Consider the following 20526-nt stretch of genomic DNA (forward strand, 5'->3'; position numbering starts at 1 on the left):
TGTGGGAGCGGGCTTGCCCGCGAAGGCGGAGTGTCAGGCGATGAAGATGTTGAATGCCGAACCGCGCCCACAGGTCCTTCGCCCGTTCTGGAGAAAACAAAAATGAGCATTGAACGCTGGCAAACCGCGTGGCGCGACCTGATCGCCCCCGGCTCGCCCTTTGAAGTGGTGACGCCCGATGACGGCGCTCCACGCTACTTCCGTCACGCCCCCCACGACCTGCTGCAAGTCATCGACGCCGGTCGAGTCCACGGCGATCGCGAATTTCTGATGTGGCAATCGCAACGCCTGACCTTCAACCAATACTTCGACCAGGTCGACCGCCTGGCCGGGCAGATGGTTGCCAATTTTGGAGTGCAACCGGGCGATCGGGTAGCGATTGCCATGCGCAACCAGCCGGCATGGCTGGTGGCCTTCGCGGCGATCCAGCGCTGCGGCGCGGTGTGTGTGCCGCTCAACAGTTGGGGCCTGCGCGACGAGTTGCAATACGCGTTGCAGGACAGCGGTTCGCGTTTGCTGCTGTGCGACGAAGCGCGCCTCAATACCCTGCGTGAAGACCTGGCCCGCGAGCAGCGCGCCACGATCGTCGTCGGGGCTGAGGATCCTGCCTTGCCCGAGTACTGCCTGCGTTTCGAGGACTTGATCAGCGCCCCCGCACATCCTGTACCAACGCTGGAAATAGATCCTGGCGCACCAGCGCTGATCCTCTACACCTCCGGCACCACCAGCCGCGCCAAGGGCGTCGTGTCCAGTCACCGGGCAATCTGCCAGGCGCTGTTTGCCCTGGATTTCCAGGGCGCGTTTTGCGCCATGAGTTCGCCCGAGCGTATCGGTGTGGTGATCAACAGCGGTTATCCACCCACCACGCTGGCGGCTGTTCCGCTGTTCCATGTCAGCGGCTTGCATGCGCAGTTTTTGTCGGCATTGCGCGGCGGTCGACGCTTGATGCTGATGTACAAGTGGGATGTCGAACGCGCCATCGACCTGATTCGCGACGAGCGCTGCACCCAGTTCAACGGTGCCCCGGTGATGATGCAGCAATTGCTCGCCTCGCCGCGCTTTGGCAGTGAGCAGACCGCCAGCCTGTTCGGTCTGGGCCTGGGCGGCGGCGCATCGTCCGCCAACGTGCTCGACGACATGCTCAAGATCAAGCCCGACGTCATCGGCGGAGCCGGCTACGGCCTGACCGAAAGCAACGGCATCGGCGCGGCGATTGGTGGTGATCCGTTTGTCTACAAGCCGGCGACAGCAGGTTGGGCATTGCCGATTGTCGACATCCGCATCGGTGACAGCCCCGAGCAGCCGCAGCCGGCGGGCACTCGCGGGGTGATCTGGTTGCGTTCGCCAACCTTGATGAGCGCCTACTGGAACCTGCCCGAGGCCACTGCGCAAAGCCTGCGCGACGGTTGGCTCGATACCGGCGACATCGGTTACCTCGACGATGAGGGTTTCCTCAGCATTACCGGCCGGGTCAAGGAGTTGATCAACCGCGGTGGCGAAAAGATCTCCGCCGCCGAAGTTGAAACCTGCGTCCTCGATATGCCCGGTGTCCTGGAAGCGGCTGCATTCGCCATCGCCGACCCGCTGCTGGGTGAGACGGTGGGGCTGGCCGTGCATGGCCAGGCATCGACGCTGCCCCAAGCGGCGCAGATCTGCGCATTCATTGCCGAGCGCCTGGCCGCTTACAAAGTGCCGACACAGGTCTACCGGGTACTCGAACCCTTGCCCCGCAATGCCACCGGCAAGGTGCTCAAGGCACAGCTGCAAGAAAAACTGCACGCATAACGCCGCCTTAGTCTTTCCGGACGATGTTGGGGCCGGCAGAACGCGAACAATGGGTACACACCACAAAGCCTTATCAGCGAAGGAGGCATTACATGAAAATAACAAGAACAGGTCTCATGCTCGCGGTCGCAGTCACAGCCAATATCGGGCTGATGGGTTCTGCGCTCGCCGAGGTGTCACCTCAGGAAGCCGCCAAACTGGGCAAGGAACTGACCTGTGTTGGCGCCGAGCAAGCCGGCAACGCCGAGGGCACCATTCCGCCGTACACCGGCAAGTACCTGGGTGAAGTGCCAGGCTGGAATCATGTGAAGTTCTCTGGCGACCAACCGGTAGACCCCTATGCTGCGGAGAAGCCGATCCTGGTGATCACTGCGCAGAACATGAGCCAGTACGAGTCGCACCTGACGGAAGGGCAGAAGACCCTGCTGAAGAAATACCCGACCACCTACAAGATGAATATTTACCCAGGCCACCGGGATTTCCGCTACCCCGATTACGTCTGCCGCCGCGCGATGGACAACGCGTTGCACGCCAAGCTGGTCAACAACGGCGACGGCTTCACCGGGATTGGCCAGGTGCCGTTCCCGATCCCTAAAAGCGGCGTGGAAGTGTTGTGGAACCACCAACTGCCAGCCCGTGCCTACACGGAAGAAAAGACCTCCGACCTGGCGTCGGTCCTGCCCAACGGCAACATTGGCTGGGGGCGTGCCTACGCGCGTAACCTGTCGTTGGCCAACTCACCCACCGTCGATTCCCGCACGGAAGACAAGCTCTCGGCCCTAAGCAACAACATGACCCTGAAACCGGCCCGGGACAACGGTAACCTCAGTATTGCCCATGAACCCTACAACTATGGCACCGATGCGCGTCAGGCCTGGTCCTACAGCCCATCGACCCGACGTGTACGGCAATTGCCGGGTTATGGTTACGATCAGCCGATGATCGGTACCAACGGCACCATGACCGTCGACGAGGACCGCTTGTTCAACGGCTCACCGGAGCGCTTCTCCTGGAAGCTGATCGGCAAGCGCGAGATCTACAGCCCGGCCAACGCATTCAAGCCTAATACCGGGACGGTCAAGTACGCCGACATCCTCACACCGAATCATCCCAACCCGGACTTCATGCGTTACGAGTTGCGCCGTGTATGGGTGGTGGAAGCCAACTTGAAGGAAGGCTTCCGTCATGTCTACGGCAAGCGTGTGCTGTTCATCGATGAAGATACCTGGAACGCCGTCATGGCCGACAACTACGATGCCCGTGGGCAGCTGTGGAAGCACGCCATGATCAACTACTACTACCACCCTGACATGAGCGGCTGGCAGGCCGGTTCGCAGTTCTTCATGGACCTGAACTCCGGCCAGTACACCGGCTATGGCATGACCAACGAATCGAAGAAAGGCCCGATTCTCAACGAAGGCAAATTCACCCCTGACCAGTACACCGCGGATGCGGCGCGGGCGATCGGGCGCTGAGCCCTGGGTCGTTGCAATGACAAAAGCCCTATCGCATTGCGATAGGGCTTTTTTTTACCCTCTGGCTTTGATCGTTCCCTGTAGGAGCGAGCATGCTCGCGATGGTCGTTAACGATAACGCTGGAAACCTGACACCCCGCAGCGCACTCAGGTTCATCGCGAGCATGCTCGCTCCTACAGGGGGGAGTCAGTTGATCGGCTGGGAGGTGATCGACCATTGGGGATCCAGCGGGCCGATCATCTCCAGCAGCCGTTTGTAACCGGTACGCAAGATGCGCCACTCGCCTTCCAGCTTGACGTAGCAATCCTCATAGATCGCGCTGCCGTTAAGCAGGGTCTGCTCATCGAGGTTGATGAACACGTCGTTGAGGTACCACAGGCCAGTGGCCTCATCACCGTTGACCGCAATTTCCGGGGTGTGGCCGTTGTGCATGCCGAAACGGCGGTTGGTAAAGCTGGTGCGGTAGAACTCGATAGCCTCTTCTATCCCGTTGAGTTCGAACTGGTAAGTCGGGCTGTCGAATCGGACCTTCACGTCGGGTGAAAGGATGCTGCGCAACAGCTCGAGGTTGCAGGTATCGACACCACGAAAGTAGCGGGCCTTGAGCTGTTTGATCTGCTCGATGGCAACGAGATCCAGCATGTTGGTAATCTCCAGGGGGAGGGCCACACGGGCTTCGCATGGCCGTCGCAAAAGAGGCGACGTTCACGTCGCCTTGAAGGGTTCAGCAGGGCAGGAAGTGGCCGCCGTTGACGTCCAGTTGCGCGCCGGTAATGGCCTTGGCGTAGTCGCTCGCCAGGTACAGCGCGGCCATGGCGCAATCACTGTCTTCAGGAATCTTGCGCAGCGGAATCTGTTGGGCGATCTGCTCGACCAGCGACTCCATCGGCACCCCCAGGCGCTTGGCTTCGCTCTCGAAGTAGCCAATCACCGGCGCGCCCCACATCCAGCCCATGAAGGTGGAGTTGACGCGGATGCCGAACGGGCCTAGATCCTGGGCCAGGTACTGCACGGCAGTTTTCAATGCGCCTTTGGAGACGGCATAGCCCGATTCAAGCTGGTTGGGGGTGCGGGTGGCCATGGTGTTGATCATGACGATGCTGCCCGACTTCTGTTTCTTCATTTGTGGCAGCACGGCCTGGGTCATGTGCAGGGTGCCGAACAGGTTGACGTCCATCGCGCTGCGCCAGTCGTCCATGGCCGATGCGCTGGACGTGCCCCAGGCGCCATGGGCGTAGGCGGAGTTGATCAATACGTCGATCCGGCCGAAGTGCTCGGTCGTCAGGTCGGCGAGCGTCTGGCACTGTTCGGGCTGGGTGATGTCGGTGGGGACTTTCAGGATCGGGGTGCTGTAGCCAGCGTTGCGCACCGCTTGTTCGGCCTGATCGAGCTTGGCCGGCGTACGCGCGGCCAACACCACGGCCTTGGCCTGGTACTCCGCGGCACGCACGGCCAGCTTGATGCCCAGGCCAGGACCGATACCGGAAATGATGACGACTTTGTCTTTGAGCAACATGGCAATTACCTTCTTATTGTTTTGGTCGGGGAAGGGCGTTCAGGAGCGACTGGCGTGCAGTTCTTCGGCGCGGCGTTTCAGGTCCAGGGCCATCTGGTCGAAGCCGATTTTTACCCAGGCACCGTGTTCACGCATGATGGTGTCCTGGTTCAGGCCCAGGAAAATGTCAGTGGTGAAATAGCTGCAGCGGTTGGCATCGATGGCCTTGATGTACTGGTCGCGGCGGGCGGCGTCCATGTTCTCGGGAACGGGGCGCTGCTCCCACGACAACAGCTGCTCGGGGTCGCAGGCCACGAGGTACTCGAAGACCGGGACGGTCTCGCCGGTATCGGGAGTCAGTACCTGCATATGCACTTCGTCGCCGATCTGCAGGCCACAGCGGATGCTCGGACAGAAGCTGTTCCACAGGTGGTAATTGTCCAGGTCAACGAGCACTTCCCAGACCACTCGGGCGGGGGCGTCAATTTCCACTGTGTGGGAGGTCACTATGTTTTCGGCTCTTGCCATGACGGTCTCCTGTCGTGCGTTCAGTTGATGGGGCGGGAAGTGATCTGCAGGTGTTCGCTCAAGGGCTGGATCGTCTCGAGCAGGGTTTCGTAACCCGTCTGGGCGATCATCCAGCGCTCGCCGCGCTTGATGTAGCGATCCTGGTAGATGGCGCTGCCATGCATGTGGGTGTTGTCCTCGAGGTTGATGAACACGTAGCTCAGGTACCAGAGCGCCGTGGCCTGATCGCCGCTGACTTCGATTTCCGGGGTGTGACCGTTGTGGGTAGCCAGGCGGGTCTTGGTGAACGAGGTGCGGTAGAAGTCCAGTGCATCGCCCAGGCCGTTGACGTGGAACTCGTAGGCCGGGCTCTTGAACGAAAGGGCTACGTCCTCGGTGAGCATGTCTTGCAGCATCGAGAGGTTGCAGGTGTCGATGGCGCGGAAATAGCGCGCCTTGAGCTGCTTGATCAGCTCGATTGCTTCTAGATCCAACATGGAAAGCCTCCTTGTGGGCAACTCACTCGCTGAGTTGGTATTCACTGGTTTGGATGCAGTCAATTTTCTCGAAGTCGATGAACTGGCTGGTCGATTCGTACATGGCCTGCTGGCGCTTTGCGCAGGTGTCCGGATCACCAAGGGCTGCGAAGAACCCCTGCTGATTGCCAATGGCTTCGGGCGGGAAGTTTTCTTCGACAATGGCGTGCAGCACCGGCGCGCCGAAGGACAGCGAGCGCACCACGGTGTTCTGTCGGTAGCCGAAAATCGATTGCAGGGGATAGGCCTTGGGCCCGTGTCCGTTGCGCCAGGTGTCGTGCCATTGCTCGTAGCTCAGCCGGTGGGGCTTGTGTAGCAGAGCCACCTGATTCATGCCGGGTGTGCGCTCGCCAAGCGGCACCCGGTACTGAGCGGCGCGAGCCTGGCGTTCTTCGGGGTAGGGCTCGGATTCCACCACCAGATAAGCCTCCTGGCGGCGGGTCTGCGGCGCCACGATCGCCTGGATGGCGGGCCATTGCGAGGCACTGTCCAGCCACAACGAAAGCAGCCCGTCCAGCGGCACGGCGCTGTTGGTGATGCGCTGTGCGTGGGCAGCGGCCACCGCCTCATCGACCACCATGACACGGATATTTTTGGCGCCGGCACGAGCCAGTTCGTCGTGTAGGCCAAGCAAATCCGCACGCCATTGCCCGGCGCTCGGTTGTGTCGGCTTCCACAAGGTCAACATGATTTTTTCCATGGTTACTCCAGCCCTTGTTCAGTGATTGACGCTCAGGTGACGGGCGCGATATTCGCGGTAGTCCTCGGTCATTTGCGCCTCGTTAAGACCGAAGCGCTCCAGGCTGTAGTCATGGCTGGCGCGTTTTTCCCGGCTGTTTTGCGACAGCCAGGCCTGCGCGTCGGCGCGGGCTTTATCGGTAAACGGCAGACCGGCAAAGGCATAGACCTTCTCCAGCACGTGCAACGGCTGGGTCACGGTGTCGGCGAAGTTGATGTCGAGAAAACGCTCGGCAGCGTGTTGATCACGAACCTGCATGGTGTGACGGATGCCTCGCGCCATGCGGCTGTTCCACTGCTCGCCGGCGGCTTTCGGATCCGGGTCGTCGCTGTACATCTGCCACAGGGTATGGGCCATGCTGGCCATCGAGGGGATGGTCTGGGCCGGTTCGCGGTGGGTCAGAATCACCTGGGCCTTGGGGAAGACATCCAGGAGCAAATGCAAGGTGTGCAGGTGCTGCGGCGCTTTGAGCAGCCAACGCTGGCCCATCGGTTCACCCCGTTGTTGTTTCTGCCACTGCAGGAACTGCAACATTTTTTTCAGCTGGGTGTAGACCGGGCGCTGGTCCTGCCGGTCCAGCCAGCGGGTGTAGCTGGGCACATTGACGTAGGCGTCCATGGCGCACATGAACGAGTGTTCCATGAGCATGAACTCTTCGTCGCAGAGCATGGCGTCCAGAGGGTGGATCGCCAGGATCTGCGGAATGACTTCGGCCATCAGGTCGACCTCGGCCTTGGCCTGGGCAATGCGCTTGGCCGGCACCGCCAGGGTTTCGTCGGCCAGCGGTGCCGGAAAACGCGTCTCCCACCAGGCGGCCGAGTAGAAGCGCGGGTCGACCGCCAAGGTGCGCTGGAGCATGGTGGTGCCGGTGCGCGGCAGGCCCACGATGACCAGCGGATCGTCGATCGCTATCTCGGTTATTTCCGGATAACGGCGCAGGTAGTCCTCCATCACCAGGCGGTTGACCAGTTGCCCCACCAGCCGTTCTTCCAGCAAATACAGGCCGGACGGTGACAGCCGGGCTTCGGCGGCCAGCGCAACCAGCAGCGCCTGCAAGGACTCGCGATAGTTGTCATCGCCAAAATCGCTCAGGCCATTGGTGCGCGCGATGGCGCTGGCCAACAGGTTTTCCACGGTCAGGTCTTCAATGCGAGTGAGTGCGTTCATACGACCTCCGCCACGGCAGACACGTTGATTACTCGAGTGGTGGGGTGGCATTGCTCCTGGGCGCCGACCCAGCGCAGGCACAAGGTGCCTTGACGTACGCCGGCGGTTTGCAGCCAGTTGCTTACCCCGGGGTCGAGCTCGCTGAGTACCAGGGTCACGCCGCCGTTCTCGTCGTAGCGGGCCTGGTGTTTGTTGAAGCAGATCTGGTGGTAGCGGTAGTCCAGCGATTCCATCCAGTAGTTGTTGATCTGCAAGTTCCAGAAATCGCAGTCCGGCACCTTGTCGATGTGAATCACCAGCGCCTCGTTCTCGGCCAGCGCCCAGTGCGAGTGGTAATAGAAGATGTTCGGGTCGCCGCCCACGGACTGGCAGAGCGCCTGGTTGGCGGGAGGCAGTTGATTGCTGTGCGGCAGGTAGCTTTGGCTCCAGTCGGCGAACAGCCTCGCGGTGTTTTCCACGAAGCTCGATACCCGCGCCAGGCCCTGTTGGAACGTCGCCGGATCAAGGGCCTGGGGCTTGCTCTCGGTGCCGATGCGCTCAATGCTCAGCTTGGCCGGCACTTCGCTGCGACGGTCAAGAAACGTCTGGCGCACGATCAGGGCATTGGTGACGTCTTCCATCTTCAGCCAGTTGCCCGGTTGCGGCTCGGTGCTGAGGATGATTTCGAAATGGCCCTGGGCATCGACCTGCAGTTGGCTGGCGTCGACGAAGCCGGTCTGGATCAAGGTGCCGTCGGTTTCGTAACCGCCTTTCTGGGTGCCAAAGCTCAGGTAGGCGACGCTGCCGCGCTGGCCTTTGATGCGGTATTGCAGCGTGCCGTCCAGGCGCGAGTACTCGTAGAGGTTGTCCGGGTTGTCGGCACCAATCTTCGCGGTCTCGTGGGAAGTCTTGAAAAAGCTGGGAAAGGCCGGGTCGGCAAACTCGATGTGCATCTCCAGGCCGATGCGCAGCAGGCGTGTGAGGTAGCGGAAACCTTCGGCGCGGGTGGCTGCATCGGCCGGTGCTTCGGGGCGCAGGATCTGCTCGCCGCAGCGCTTGAGGTGATCGCAGAAGGTGGCCCAGGTCTGGCCACTCAACAACTGTTGTTCGTCAATAGAGCTGATTGTCATTGTTAGACTCTCTTGATGGGGCGAGCACCGCCGCAGGGTGCTCGCTGGATGCCCGGCGAACCGGGCGTCGGGGCTAGAGTTCCTTGCCGATGAAGCCGCGCTCGATCAGCACCTCGATGATCCGGTCCACTGCACCCTCGGGCGTCAGCTTGCTGGTCTGGATATGAATATCCGGCTTGCTCGGCACCTCATAAGGCGAGTCGATGCCCGTGAAGTTTTTCAGCTCGCCGCGGCGGACTTTTTTGTACAGGCCCTTGGGGTCGCGCTCTTCGGCCACGGCCAGCGGCGTATCGACGAAGATCTCGATGAACTCGCCTTCCTGCAGCAGCCCACGCGCCATCTCGCGCTCGGAACGGAATGGCGAGATGAAGGCGGTCAACACGATCAACCCGGCATCCACGAATAACTTGGACACCTCCGCTACCCGGCGGATGTTTTCCACGCGGTCGGCGTCGGTGAAGCCCAGGTCGCGGTTCAAGCCGTGACGCACGTTGTCGCCGTCGAGCAGGTAGGTATGGCGGCCGCGGGCGTACAGGCGGGTTTCCAGCAGGTTGGCAATGGCCGATTTGCCGGCCCCCGACAAACCGGTGAACCACAGCAGCACCGGCTGCTGGCCCATCTGTTCGACGCGAGCCTTCTTGTTCACATCCACGTGTTGCATATGGATGTTCTGCGAGCGGCGCAGGGAGAACTCGATCAGGCCGGCACCGACGGTGGCGTTGGTCAGGCGGTCGATGAGGATGAAGCTGCCGGTTTCCCGGTTGTTCTTATAGGCATCGAAAGCGATCGGCTGGCTGGTGAACAGGTTGCACACGCCGATCTCGTTCAACGCCAGTTCCTTGGCCGCCAAGTGCTCCATGGTGTTGACGTTGATCTTGTACTTGGGCGCCGCCAAGGTGACCGACAGTGTCTTGCCGCCGATCTTCATCAAGTACGGGCGGCCGGCGAGCATCGCCTGTTCGTGCATCCAGACCAGGCTGACCTGGAACTGGTCGGCGACGCTGGCCGGGTCTTCGGCGGTGGACAGTACATCGCCGCGGCTGCAATCGACTTCGTCGGTCAGGGTGAGGGTGATGGACTGCCCGGCCACGGCTTGTTGCAGGTCGCCATCGAGGGTAACGATGCGCGAGATCCGGCTCTCTTGCCCGGCGGGCAAGACACGGACGCGGTCACCGGGATGGATCACGCCGCTGGCGATGGTACCGGTGAAACCACGGAAATCCAGGTTGGGGCGATTGACCCATTGCACCGGCATGCGGAACGCCAGTTTCTGCTGGTGCGCCTCGTCGATCTCAACGGTTTCCAGATAGCCCATCAACGTGGTGCCGCGGTACCAGGGCATGTGCTCGCTCTGCTCGGTGATGTTTTCACCGCGCAGCGCGGACATCGGGATCGCGGTGAAATCCTGCAGGTTGATCTGCTTGGCGAAGGCGCGATAGTCATCGACGATGGCGTTGTAGACTTTCTCCGAGTAGTCCATCAGGTCCATCTTGTTGACCGCCAATACCACCTTGCGAATACCGAGCAGCGAGGCGAGGTAGCTGTGACGCCTGGATTGGGTCAGTACGCCGCGTCGGGCATCGATCATCACCACGGCCACGTCGGCCGTGGAGGCGCCGGTCACCATATTGCGGGTGTACTGCTCATGGCCCGGGGTGTCGGCAACGATGAACTTGCGCCGGTCAGTGGAGAAAAAACGGTAGGCCACGTCGATGGTGATGCCTTGCTCGCGCTCGGCGGCCAGGCCATCCACCAGCAGGGCAAAGTCCAGTTCGCCACCCTGGGTGCCGTCTTTTTTCGAGTCGGCCTCCAGCGCTTCCATCTGGTCTTCGAAGAGCATTTTCGAATCGTAGAGCAGGCGTCCGATCAGGGTGCTCTTGCCATCGTCGACGCTGCCGCAGGTGATGAACCGCAGCAGGCTCTTGTGCTCGTGGGCCTTGAGGTATTGGCCGATATCCTCGGCAATCAGGTCAGATACGTGTGCCATCAGAAATACCCCTCTTGTTTTTTCTTCTCCATCGATGCGGACGAGTCGTGGTCGATCATTCGCCCCTGACGCTCGGACGTGCGGGTCAGCAGCATTTCCTGAATGATCTTGGGCAGGGTGTCGGCGTCGGATTCGACGGCACCGGTGAGCGGGTAGCAACCCAGGGTGCGGAAGCGCACGTTGCGCATCATCGGCACTTCACCCGGGTTGAGCGGCATGCGATCGTCATCGACCATGATCAGCATGCCGTCACGTTCGACCACCGGGCGCGGCGCGGCGAAGTACAGCGGTACGATCGGGATGTTTTCCAGGTAGATGTATTGCCAGATGTCCAGCTCGGTCCAGTTGGACAGGGGGAAGACGCGAATCGACTCGCCTTTGTGCTTGCGCGTGTTGTACAGGTGCCAAAGTTCCGGGCGCTGTTTCTTCGGGTCCCAGCGATGCTGGTCGGAGCGGAAGGAAAAAATCCGTTCCTTGGCCCGGGATTTCTCCTCGTCACGACGGGCACCGCCGAAGGCCGCGTCGAAACCGTAGTGATCCAGCGCCTGTTTCAGGCCCTCGGTCTTCATGATATCGGTGTGGATCTGCGACCCGTGCTTGAACGGGCTGATGCCCATTTCAATGCCTTCGGGGTTGATATGGGTCAGCAGGTCCACGTTGAGCTTGGCCACCATTTGATCGCGGAAGCGATACATCTCCTGGAACTTCCAGGTGGTGTCGACGTGCAGTAATGGGAAGGGCGGCTTGGCCGGGTAGAAGGCCTTCATCGCCAGGTGCAGCATGACCGCACTGTCCTTGCCGACGGAGTAGAGCATGACCGGGTTGTCGGCTTCGGCGACAACCTCGCGCATTGCCTGGATGCTCTCGGCCTCCAGTCGTTGCAGGTGGGTAAGCGTCATAGATTTTCCTCTCGCTTTTTGTTGTTGTCGTTTATCAACGTACAACTGCTGCGATTCGGACTTATGCGCGACTTGATGTTTTAACATCAGGCGCAACATCTGCAGCATGGGGTCGCGGGGCCGGGCAGGGACGATGGTCGTTGGCACATCGTCATGGCTGACGCGCGCGGCTTGCTGATTGATCTGGGTCGCCAGTTCGCGGGCACCGCTGAGCATTGCGCTGGCTTGCGGCAGATGGAACAGATGCAGCCGTTCAGCGCGTTCGCCGGCCCAGGTGATAAAGGTCGCGGCGCGCTGCCAATGCATGCCCGAGAGCAGGGCGAAGACTTTGCGTTCGGCCGAGCAACACAGGCGGTCGAAGAACCCTTCCAGGTGGGGGGCGCGCAACCCGTCTTCGTAAGGCAGCCAGAGCACCTTGCCGCGATTGCTGACCGCGCGCAGCACCCCGTAACTGAGCTTGCCCTGGTCGTTGCGCGCACCGTAGTCATCGATCCAGTGGATCTCGCCGTTCTGCGTACGCGCCTGTTCGAGAATGTCGCGGTAGGTGCTGCGGTACCAGCGCTGCACCGCCAGCGAAGCATTGGCGACACGCTTGGCCGGGCGCTCGGCATTGAGCTGCCAGCGTTGCAGATAATGGGCGGCGGTGCGTTCTGGCAGGTCGATATCGTGCAGACGCTTGACCAATGCCTGCATCGCTTCCAGTTGCCAGAGCCGGAACGGCAGCTGGTGCCGTTCCGGCAGCGTGCTGACCAGCAATTGGTAAATATTGCGTTCTTGTTCGGCGCTGAGACTGCGGCCTTCACCTTGCTTGCGCCCACGTTCGCGTACGGGCACGGCGCTCCAGCCACCGGCTTGCCACGCCTTGTAGGCAGAGATGATGGTTGGCGATGAGAGCCCGGTGTCCTGGCTGATGGTCTTGAGCGTGCTGCCGCCGATGCGCAACTGCACGGCACGCAGGCGCAGCTGGTTGATCTGCGCAACGGATAACTGATTGCCGTGGGACACGGGAACTCCTGTTAAACATCCATTTGCTGAGTGGCGGGGCTGTAGATGTCTGTACTGTTCCCGGATCCGCAAAACGGCGCATAGGCCGAACGGACCATACGAAGAACAAAAAACAGGAGAATTCCCATGAACGACTCAATGACTGTTCTGCTTGAAGACGTCATCGGTATTGTTCGCGCAGCGGGCGAGCTGGTGATGGAGGTGTATCGCTCGGATTTCGAGGTGCGCGGGAAAGTCGATGCTTCGCCGGTGACCGAGGCTGACGAGCGCGCCGAGGCGCTGATTCTGCAGGCCTTGGCTGCACGCACGCCGCAGATCCCGGTGATTTCCGAAGAGGCCGCCGCTGCCGGCCAGGTGCCGGAGGTGGGGCGGCGGTTCTGGTTGGTGGACCCGCTGGACGGCACCAAGGAGTTCATCAATCGCAATGGCGAGTTCACCGTCAATATCGCCCTGATCGATAACGGTGAACCGGTGCTCGGGGTGGTCCTGGCGCCCGCGCTGGACCGACTGTTTGCCGGTGCCCGTGGCTACGGCGCCTTTATCGAACAGACGGGAGAGCGCCAGGCAATTCACTGCCGAACGGTGTCGCAGGAGGGGCTGGACGTGGTCGCCAGCCGCTCCCATGGCGATGCCGAGGCATTGGACAAATTCCTCGACGGGCGTCAGGTGCGTTCACTGAAAAGTGCTGGTTCATCGCTGAAGATTTGCCTGGTGGCTGCTGGCGAGGCAGACCTTTATCCGCGCCTGGGGCGCACCATGGAGTGGGACATCGCCGCGGGGCATGCGGTGCTTGTCGCGGCCGGTGGGCAGATTCGCACCCTTGCCGGCGACGCGCTGCGTTATGGCAAGCCCGGCCTGGACAATCCGCATTTTTACGCACAGGGTCTGTAGATCGCCGGGCATTGGCGAATGTAGTCGTTCCCCCCTGTAGGAGCGAGCATGCTCGCGAAAAACCCGAGGGCGCCTCGGGGCATCTGGTTAACGCGTTATCGTTCACGACCATCGCGACGGTGCGACGATTCGACATGCTCGCTCCTACAGGGTAGGCCGGGGCGCAGGATGTCGCGGCAGCCCTGCTCGTGACTGATGTCCATACGCCGATGGGCAATACGCCAGCCCTTCGGCGTGGATACCCAGCGATCGTGGTATTCGGCCAGGGATTCATAGGTCATGTCCTGCAGGCTGCCGGCGCCGCGATGCGCGGCGCGCACGTACACGCGGCTCTCGATGGCCGAATCGCTGGCATCGACCAACAGGTTGCCAAGCAGATGTTGGGAAGGCCCGCAACCCTCCAGATGCGCACGGATCATGGCGACAATCGGCTCACGTCCTTGAATGCGATGCAAGCCGCCATAGTCGGCTGTGGCGTCTGCCAAAAAAACATCATCCATGGCGGACCAGTCGCGCTGGTCGCAGGCACGGGCATAGCGGGAAAGAACCACATTGAGCTCGCGCTCAAGCAGCAGATCGTTGATGTCCATCTTGCCTCCCTTTGCTTTCGGTTTTCCGGCTCTTCGGTTGACCCGATGCTCGGCCCGCCGCGGGTTTCCCTCATCGTCCGTTCAGACCACTTGTGCCTACATCAACAAATGCCCGCGCAAGTCCCCCATCATGTCCAGGTGCGAATAGTCACGAAAGCTGAACCGCCAGACCCCGTCGACACGTTCGAACTCATCCAGGTAGCGCCCGGCGGCGATGGGTTGCAGGGGGAGAGTGTCGGTGGCCTGCAGCACGGTGTAGCAGGCGCGAACCGTGGCGGTCCCGCAGGTTTCGTCGATGTCGATGATGGGGTTGCTGATGACGTGTCGGGTGCGCGGTGTACCGCAGGGGTAGAGCTTGATGCGTTGCTGCCAGATGCCCAGCAAGGCGGTGTGATCGATGCACTCGTCCTGGCTGCTTACCTTGATACGGGCGTGACGAAACAGCTCGGCGGCCTCGAACAATTGGCCGCTGTCCAGGTATTCGGCGTAACGGTAGAGCAGGTTGCTGATCTGTACGGCGCTCATGGCAATCCTCATGAAAAAAAGCCGCTGGAACCTGGCGAGGTTGCAGCGGCGTGATGGTGCGCGAAAGGCTCAGGCCGTCACGGCACGGACCGGTGCAAGGGGCGTAGCCGGGCTCTTCATCTGTTGGCGATAACGCGGCAGCGCAAGGGCCAGGAATACGCTGGCCAGCATCAGCATGGACACCGACGACGCCAAGGCGTAACGCAGGGATTCACTGCCCAGGGTCGGCACGAAGAAATCGCTGAGCATGCCGACGAACAGCGGCCCGATACCGACGCCCAGCAGGGTCATCGACATGACGAAAATGGCCGTGGCCTGGGCCAGTCGTGTGGCCGGGAACAGATGGGTGATCGCGCTCAGGCACGGTGTTGCCCACCACACACCGAAAAAGGCGAACGCGCTGTAGAACAGGAACGCCTGGGGTACCGCGATGTTGCCGATATGGAATGCCGTGCCTTGGGGCCAGAGGAAGTACGCCAGGGCGAAGGGAATGCTGATCAGCGTACCCAACAACGGCACGCCGATTTGCCAGCCGACATCGCGACGCGCCATGCGGTCGGTAACCATGCCGCACAGCAGGGTGCCGAAGGTCGCACCGGTACCTCCCACTACACCGACCAGGAATCCGGCTTCCTGCAGGTTGAGACCGTGGGAGCGGATCAGGAAACTCGGGCTCCAGGTGCCAATCGCGTAACCGGCAATCGCCGCCGCGCCGCCGGTGAGTACCAGGCACAGGAACGAGGGCATGCGAAACAGCTCGACCAGGGTCTTGAGCCAGCCATCCTGTTGCATCGCGAGATGGGCCTGCGGCACTACGCGCTTGGGCGTGCGCACGGTCAGCAGCAAAAGCAGGCCCAGGAAGATCCCGGGTGCGCCGATCAGCAAGAAGGCGTAGCGCCAACCGTGGTGCTGGGCAATCCAGCCACCCAGGCCCAAGCCGACGATCGCCCCCAGGCTGGAACCGAGCATCAGCACCGACAGGGCAGTGGATCGGCGGTTCGCCGGGTACAAGTCCGAGACCATCGCCACCGAAGGCGCCGTACCGCCAGCCTCGCCGACCGCCACGCCGATCCGCGCCAACACCAGGGTCAGGAAGTTGCCGGCCATGCCGCACAGCATGGTCATCAGGCTCCAGGCGATGCAGCTGAAGGCGATCACCGGTTTGCGCCCGATGCGGTCTGAGAGGCGCCCCAGCGGGAAGCCGAACACGGTGTAGAACACCGCGAAGGTCACCCCCGAGAGCAAACCGATGCCAGTATCGGAGATGCCGAATTCGAGCTTCACCGGCTCAATCAGAATCGCCATCAACTGGCGGTCGATGTAGTTGAACACGTAGATGCTGGCGAGCACGAACAACGCATAGTGCGTTCGCCATGTCACGGGGGTGGATTGGTTCACTGCGGGTGCTCCCGGTTTTGTTCTAGTTGTCGCGATGCTGGGCTTGCTGTGGTTTTTTCTCATCGTCCGTTCAGACCATCTTAACGGTCGTACACAAATCATCCGTAGAAACCTGGCTTGCCGGCGAAGAACGATAACGCGGTTCACCAGATAAACCGCAGCGCTCCGTTCGCCGGCAAGTCGGGTCGCCGCACCGCTGGCTCCTGCGGATAGCGAACCTAGTCTTGTCGGACGATGTTTCGCCCGCGCTCACGATCAATCATTCAGCCCATATCCGCTGGTGTGCCAGCGCTTGCCCACGCTGTGGCAAGCCCTCAGGCAACCAGAACACAATAAGAAGCTGAGGAATTGCAATGAGCGTCTTGTTCGAGCCGGTCGCCCTGGGCGAACTGCAACTGGCCAACCGCATTGTCATGGCCCCCATGACTCGCAGTCGCGCCCTTGCCGATGCGGTGCCCGGCAGCGCCATGGTCGAGTACTACCGCCAGCGTGCCAGTGCCGGGTTGATCGTGGCGGAGGGCACTGCGCCGTCCGCCAGCGGCCTGGGCTATTGCCGCACCCCAGCCATCTACACCGGTGAACAGATCGCCGGATGGCAGCAGGTCACCGAGGCGGTGCATGCCGAGGGTGGGCGCATCGTCTTGCAACTGATGCACGTCGGCCGCGCCGCCAGCCGCCACAACAAGCCGACATGGGCCGCCACGGTGGCACCTTCGGCGCTGCGTGCGCGCACCCAGGTGTTCAGCGATGCCGCGGGCCTGGTGGACACCGACGAGCCACAGGCGTTGACCTTGCAAGGCATTGGCGATGTGATCGAAGACTATCGCCAGGCCGCACTGAATGCGCGACAGGCCGGCTTCGACGGTGTCGAGCTGCACTGCACCAGCGGTTATCTGCCGATGCAATTCATGGCCTCCGGCAGCAACCAGCGCAGTGATGCCTACGGCGGTGACGCGAAGGGGCGGGTGCGTTTTGCCAAGGAAGTGATCGAAGCCATGGCGACTGCGATCGGCGCCGGCCGCGTTGGCTTTCGCCTGTGCCCCGGCAACCCCTACAACGACATCGACGACCGCGATCCGGCCGAGACAGCGGCCGCCCTGTGTGAAGCCGTGGCGCCGTTGGGCCTGGCGTACCTGCACATCATGCGCTCACCCCTGGCTGACCTCGATGCCTTCGCCCTGGCGCGCCGGCACAGCCCCCATGCGTTGATTCTCAACGATGGTTTCGACGGCCTTTCGGCCAGCGCCGCTCTCGCGTCGGGCGAGGGGGCTGCCGTGTCGTTCGGTCGTCACTTTATTGCCAACCCCGATCTGGTGGAGCGCTTGAAGCGGGGTCTGCCGCTCAGTGGTTTCGACCGCAAGACCCTCTACACGCCAGGCCCGGCCGGCTACTCGGATTACTCCGCCTATCAAGCGATCGCCCAGGAGGTGGCGCAATGAACCTGAACGACCTGACCGGCGTCCTGCCGACCCGCCCCGTGCCTCGGGAGCAAACCCAGGCGCTGCTCGACCAGCGTTCGGCCGCCGCCGGGCTGATCAAGCCGAGCGACCGCTACACCCTGGCCGACCGTCTGGAACACCAGGCGCGTGAACAGGGCGATCGCCCGTTCCTGATCTACAACGAGCAAACCTTGAGCTACTTGGAGGTCGATGCGCGGGCCAATCAGATGGCCCACACGTTTTATGCCAATGGCCTGCGTGCCGGCGATGTCTGCGCCCTGGCCATGGAAAACCGCCCCTCGTTCTTCTGCACCTGGTTTGGCCTGGTCAAGCTCGGGGTGGTGGTGGCCTTCATCAACACTCAGGTCAACGGCCGTCCGCTGCTGCATGCGTTGCAAACCACCGACGCCAAGGCGCTGGTGATCGGTGAAGAATGCCTGGCCAATATCCAGGCCACCGAGGGTTTTCCGGACCTGCCGTGCTGGCTGATACGCGACGCGGAAAATCCCTGGAGTGGCCCGCTGCCCAAGGGCGTCGACGGCCATTTCGATGCGCGCCTGGAGAAAGCCCCGCGCACGCCGTTTCCCCGCGATATTCGCGCGCACATCGAAGCGCAGGCCGCGACCCTGCTGATCTTCACCTCGGGCACCACCGGCTTGCCCAAGGCGGCGCGCTACAGCCATATGCGCTGGATGTCCTCGGGCGATGTGATGGAAGTCACCCTGCAAGCTACCCGCGAGGACGTGTTCTATTGCTGCCTGCCGCTGTACCACGGTGCCGCGGCCACGTCGGTGACCTCTACCGCGTTGCGGGCCGGTGCGGCCATCGTGGTGCGTCGCAAGTTCAGCGTGCGCGAGTTCTGGAACGACGTGGCGCGTCATCAGATCAGCATCTTCCAGTACATCGGCGAGATCTGCCGCTACCTGCTCAACCAACCCGTGCGAGCGGGCGAGCGCGAGCACAGCCTGCGCTGCATGCTCGGTGCCGGTTTGTCCCCCGATTCCTGGCAACGCTGGCTGGAGCGTTTCGGCCCGATCCAGGTGTTCGAGGGTTGGGGCGCCACCGAGGCCAATGCCGCGGTGATCAACGTCGACAACTATTTCGGTTCTTGCGGGCGCGTGCCGGACTGGAACAAGACCAACCTGCGGCTGGTGCGCTACGACATCGAAAACGACTGCCACCCACGGGACGAAAACGGTTTCTATCAGCTCTGCGAAGTGGGCGAGGTTGGCGAGGCCATGGGCTTTATCGTCGATCACCCTGAGATCGGTGGTGGGCGTTTCGAGGGTTACACCTCTGCGGAGGCGACCGAGAGCAAAATCCGTCGCAATGTATTTCGCGAGGGCGATGCCTACTGGAGTTCTGGCGATTTGCTGCGCGAGGATGCCAACGGTTACTGCTATTTCGTCGATCGCATCGGCGATACCTATCGCTGGAAAAGCGAGAACGTTTCGACCCTCGAAGTGGCGGACGCCCTGGGCGACCTGGCGGGCCTGGAACTGATCAATATCTATGGCGTCCAGGTGCCGGGCCATGAAGGTCGCGCCGGGATGGCCGCGGTGCTGATGCAGACCGGCCAGGCATTCGATCCCGACGCCCTGTACGCCCTGACCGAAGCGCGCCTGCCGCGTTATGCGGCCCCGGTGTTCATCCGGGTCACCCAGTCGGCAGACCTGACGGCCAGCTTCAAGCTACGCAAGGTCGATCTGCAACGCCAGGGCTATTGCCCGAGCCTGTGCAGCGATCCGCTGTTCATTCGCGACGACCAGGCGCGCACCTATGTACCCTACTCGGTAGAGGCCCTGACGCGCGCCGGCCTGACGCCCTTTGCGGTGGCCGACCATGGCTGACCTCGACGACAACGGTCACGAACTGCGCGGCGGCCTGCGTTATCCCTGGCCGCAGGCGCCCGATCGCGGGCAGGTGCGCGAAGTGGCGCCGGGCGTGTGGTGGCTGCGCATGCCGCTGCCGTTTCGCCTGGACCACATCAACCTCTATCTGCTGCGTCACACCGATGGCTGGGTGGCGGTGGACACCGGCATGAATACCGACCAGACCCGCGAAGTCTGGGAACGGGTGTTCAGTGAAGTGTGCGACGGGCTGCCATTGCTGGCGGTGGTCTGCACGCACTTTCACTCTGACCATGCCGGCGTGGCCGCGTGGCTATCGGAGCGCTTTCATTGCCCGGTGTACATGACCGTCAGCGAGTTCCAGTCGTTGCACGTCAAGTTTCCCGCCGATCAGCCACCGGGCTGGGACTTTCTCGACTTCTACCGCAAGGCCGGCGTCGGCGACGAACAGAGTGCCGAGATGTTCGCGGTGATGAGCAATGCCCATTTCCTGCCGGCGCCACTGAACCATTTCCGCCGTTTGCAGGAAGGCAGTTGCCTGCACATCGGTGGCCGCACCTGGCAGGTGGTCATCGGTCGCGGACACTCGCCGGAACATGCCTGCCTGTATGCCGCTGATGACGGCCTGCTGATTTCCGGCGACCAGGTGTTGCCGCGCATCACCTCCACCGTCGGCGTGCATGCCACCGAGCCGTTGGCCAACCCGCTGCGCGACTGGCTCGATTCCATCGAGCGGTTGCGCAGCTTGCCCGACACCGTGTTGGTGCTGCCGGCGCACGAAAGGCCGTTCTTCAATCTGCATCAGCGCCTGGATCAGTTGGAGGCCCATCACCGCGGGCACCTGGCGCTGCTGCTGGCCAACTGTGACGAGCCGCGCACCGTGCTCGAGCTGATGGCTGTGCTGTTCCCCAGGCTGTCGGGTCGTTTCGACGAACTGATGGCGCTTGGCGAAACGTTGGCCCATGCCAACTACCTGGTGGCCGAAGGGTCGCTGGTGCGGGAAGAGGACCGGGGGCGGTATCGCTACCGGCGTGCTGTAAGGGGAGCGTGCGCGATTACACCGCTCAATGTGTTTTGAGCGGGCGGTACGGCAGCAGTGTTGAACATTCCAGGCAGCCATTGAGTTGC

Annotated in this window: 18 protein-coding genes; 6 read left to right on the forward strand and 12 right to left on the reverse strand. The window is 62.0% G+C overall.

Going from position 1 to position 20526, the window contains the following annotated elements; genetic code table 11:
- Window positions 1-102 precede the first annotated feature (102 nt).
- Window positions 103-1785, forward strand: a complete 1683-nt coding sequence (locus tag QLG10_RS20865) for a class I adenylate-forming enzyme family protein (protein WP_282487949.1) — start codon at window positions 103-105, stop codon at window positions 1783-1785.
- Window positions 1786-1877: 92 nt separating this feature from the next.
- Window positions 1878-3260, forward strand: coding sequence for a DUF1329 domain-containing protein (locus QLG10_RS20870; RefSeq protein WP_177411684.1), 1383 nt, complete (start codon window positions 1878-1880; stop codon window positions 3258-3260).
- 187 nt (window positions 3261-3447) lie between these two features.
- Here the strand turns inward: QLG10_RS20870 and QLG10_RS20875 are convergent, their stop codons facing one another.
- The 9 genes from QLG10_RS20875 to cysD form a co-directional block, all read right to left on the reverse strand.
- Window positions 3448-3903, reverse strand: coding sequence for a nuclear transport factor 2 family protein (locus tag QLG10_RS20875; RefSeq protein ID WP_020801155.1), 456 nt, complete (start codon window positions 3901-3903; stop codon window positions 3448-3450).
- An 82-nt stretch (window positions 3904-3985) separates the two neighbouring features.
- Window positions 3986-4777 carry an SDR family oxidoreductase gene (locus tag QLG10_RS20880; RefSeq protein ID WP_188265537.1) on the reverse strand — a complete coding sequence of 264 codons (792 nt, stop codon included), beginning with the start codon at window positions 4775-4777 and terminating at the stop codon, window positions 3986-3988.
- A gap of 39 nt (window positions 4778-4816) precedes the next feature.
- Window positions 4817-5284, reverse strand: a complete 468-nt coding sequence (locus QLG10_RS20885; RefSeq protein ID WP_151142821.1) for an SRPBCC domain-containing protein — start codon at window positions 5282-5284, stop codon at window positions 4817-4819.
- Between the two features lie 20 nt (window positions 5285-5304).
- Complete coding sequence (locus QLG10_RS20890) at window positions 5305-5760, reverse strand: nuclear transport factor 2 family protein (RefSeq protein WP_110755032.1); 456 nt, start codon at window positions 5758-5760, stop codon at window positions 5305-5307.
- Window positions 5761-5782: 22 nt separating this feature from the next.
- Complete coding sequence (locus QLG10_RS20895; protein WP_151142818.1) at window positions 5783-6499, reverse strand: EthD domain-containing protein; 717 nt, start codon at window positions 6497-6499, stop codon at window positions 5783-5785.
- Window positions 6500-6517: 18 nt separating this feature from the next.
- On the reverse strand, window positions 6518-7705 hold the full coding sequence (locus tag QLG10_RS20900) for a sulfotransferase (RefSeq protein ID WP_282487950.1): 1188 nt from the start codon (window positions 7703-7705) through the stop codon (window positions 6518-6520).
- The gene (locus tag QLG10_RS20905) at window positions 7702-8814 is read right to left on the reverse strand and encodes a DUF1214 domain-containing protein (RefSeq protein ID WP_282487951.1); all 1113 of its coding nucleotides are present in this window, start codon (window positions 8812-8814) and stop codon (window positions 7702-7704) included. Before QLG10_RS20905 ends, QLG10_RS20900 begins: the two co-directional genes overlap by 4 nt.
- Window positions 8815-8887: 73 nt before the next feature.
- Window positions 8888-10801 carry a sulfate adenylyltransferase subunit CysN gene (cysN, locus tag QLG10_RS20910; RefSeq protein WP_282487952.1) on the reverse strand — a complete coding sequence of 638 codons (1914 nt, stop codon included), beginning with the start codon at window positions 10799-10801 and terminating at the stop codon, window positions 8888-8890.
- The gene (gene cysD, locus QLG10_RS29640) at window positions 10801-12393 is read right to left on the reverse strand and encodes a sulfate adenylyltransferase subunit CysD (protein WP_349016958.1); all 1593 of its coding nucleotides are present in this window, start codon (window positions 12391-12393) and stop codon (window positions 10801-10803) included. Before cysD ends, cysN begins: the two co-directional genes overlap by 1 nt.
- Before the next feature lie 438 nt (window positions 12394-12831).
- On the opposite strand from cysD, the gene cysQ reads away from it, so the two are divergent.
- A complete protein-coding gene (gene cysQ, locus QLG10_RS20920; protein WP_177411683.1) occupies window positions 12832-13596 on the forward strand; it encodes a 3'(2'),5'-bisphosphate nucleotidase CysQ in 765 nt (254 codons plus the stop codon).
- Window positions 13597-13691: 95 nt separating this feature from the next.
- Here the strand turns inward: cysQ and QLG10_RS20925 are convergent, their stop codons facing one another.
- The 3 genes from QLG10_RS20925 to QLG10_RS20935 form a co-directional block, all read right to left on the reverse strand.
- On the reverse strand, window positions 13692-14186 hold the full coding sequence (locus QLG10_RS20925; protein WP_188265533.1) for a nuclear transport factor 2 family protein: 495 nt from the start codon (window positions 14184-14186) through the stop codon (window positions 13692-13694).
- Window positions 14187-14282: 96 nt separating this feature from the next.
- Window positions 14283-14711, reverse strand: coding sequence for a nuclear transport factor 2 family protein (locus tag QLG10_RS20930; protein WP_223194287.1), 429 nt, complete (start codon window positions 14709-14711; stop codon window positions 14283-14285).
- A gap of 69 nt (window positions 14712-14780) precedes the next feature.
- Window positions 14781-16109 (reverse strand): MFS transporter, encoded by a 1329-nt coding sequence (locus QLG10_RS20935; protein ID WP_110755025.1) that lies wholly within the window; start codon window positions 16107-16109, stop codon window positions 14781-14783.
- A 353-nt stretch (window positions 16110-16462) separates the two neighbouring features.
- Between QLG10_RS20935 and QLG10_RS20940 the strand changes: the two genes are divergently transcribed.
- From QLG10_RS20940 to QLG10_RS20950, 3 genes are read left to right on the forward strand one after another with little or no spacing between them, the layout of a single operon-like run.
- On the forward strand, window positions 16463-17548 hold the full coding sequence (locus QLG10_RS20940) for an alkene reductase (protein WP_020800075.1): 1086 nt from the start codon (window positions 16463-16465) through the stop codon (window positions 17546-17548).
- Window positions 17545-19398 carry a long-chain-acyl-CoA synthetase gene (locus QLG10_RS20945; protein ID WP_282487953.1) on the forward strand — a complete coding sequence of 618 codons (1854 nt, stop codon included), beginning with the start codon at window positions 17545-17547 and terminating at the stop codon, window positions 19396-19398. The genes QLG10_RS20940 and QLG10_RS20945 overlap by 4 nt, the downstream gene beginning before the upstream one ends.
- Window positions 19391-20476, forward strand: coding sequence for an MBL fold metallo-hydrolase (locus QLG10_RS20950; protein WP_110755021.1), 1086 nt, complete (start codon window positions 19391-19393; stop codon window positions 20474-20476). The genes QLG10_RS20945 and QLG10_RS20950 overlap by 8 nt, the downstream gene beginning before the upstream one ends.
- Window positions 20477-20526 lie beyond the last annotated feature (50 nt).

Source organism: Pseudomonas sp. V98_8, from assembly GCF_029967975.1.
Taxonomy (GTDB): Bacteria; Pseudomonadota; Gammaproteobacteria; order Pseudomonadales; family Pseudomonadaceae; genus Aquipseudomonas; species Aquipseudomonas umsongensis.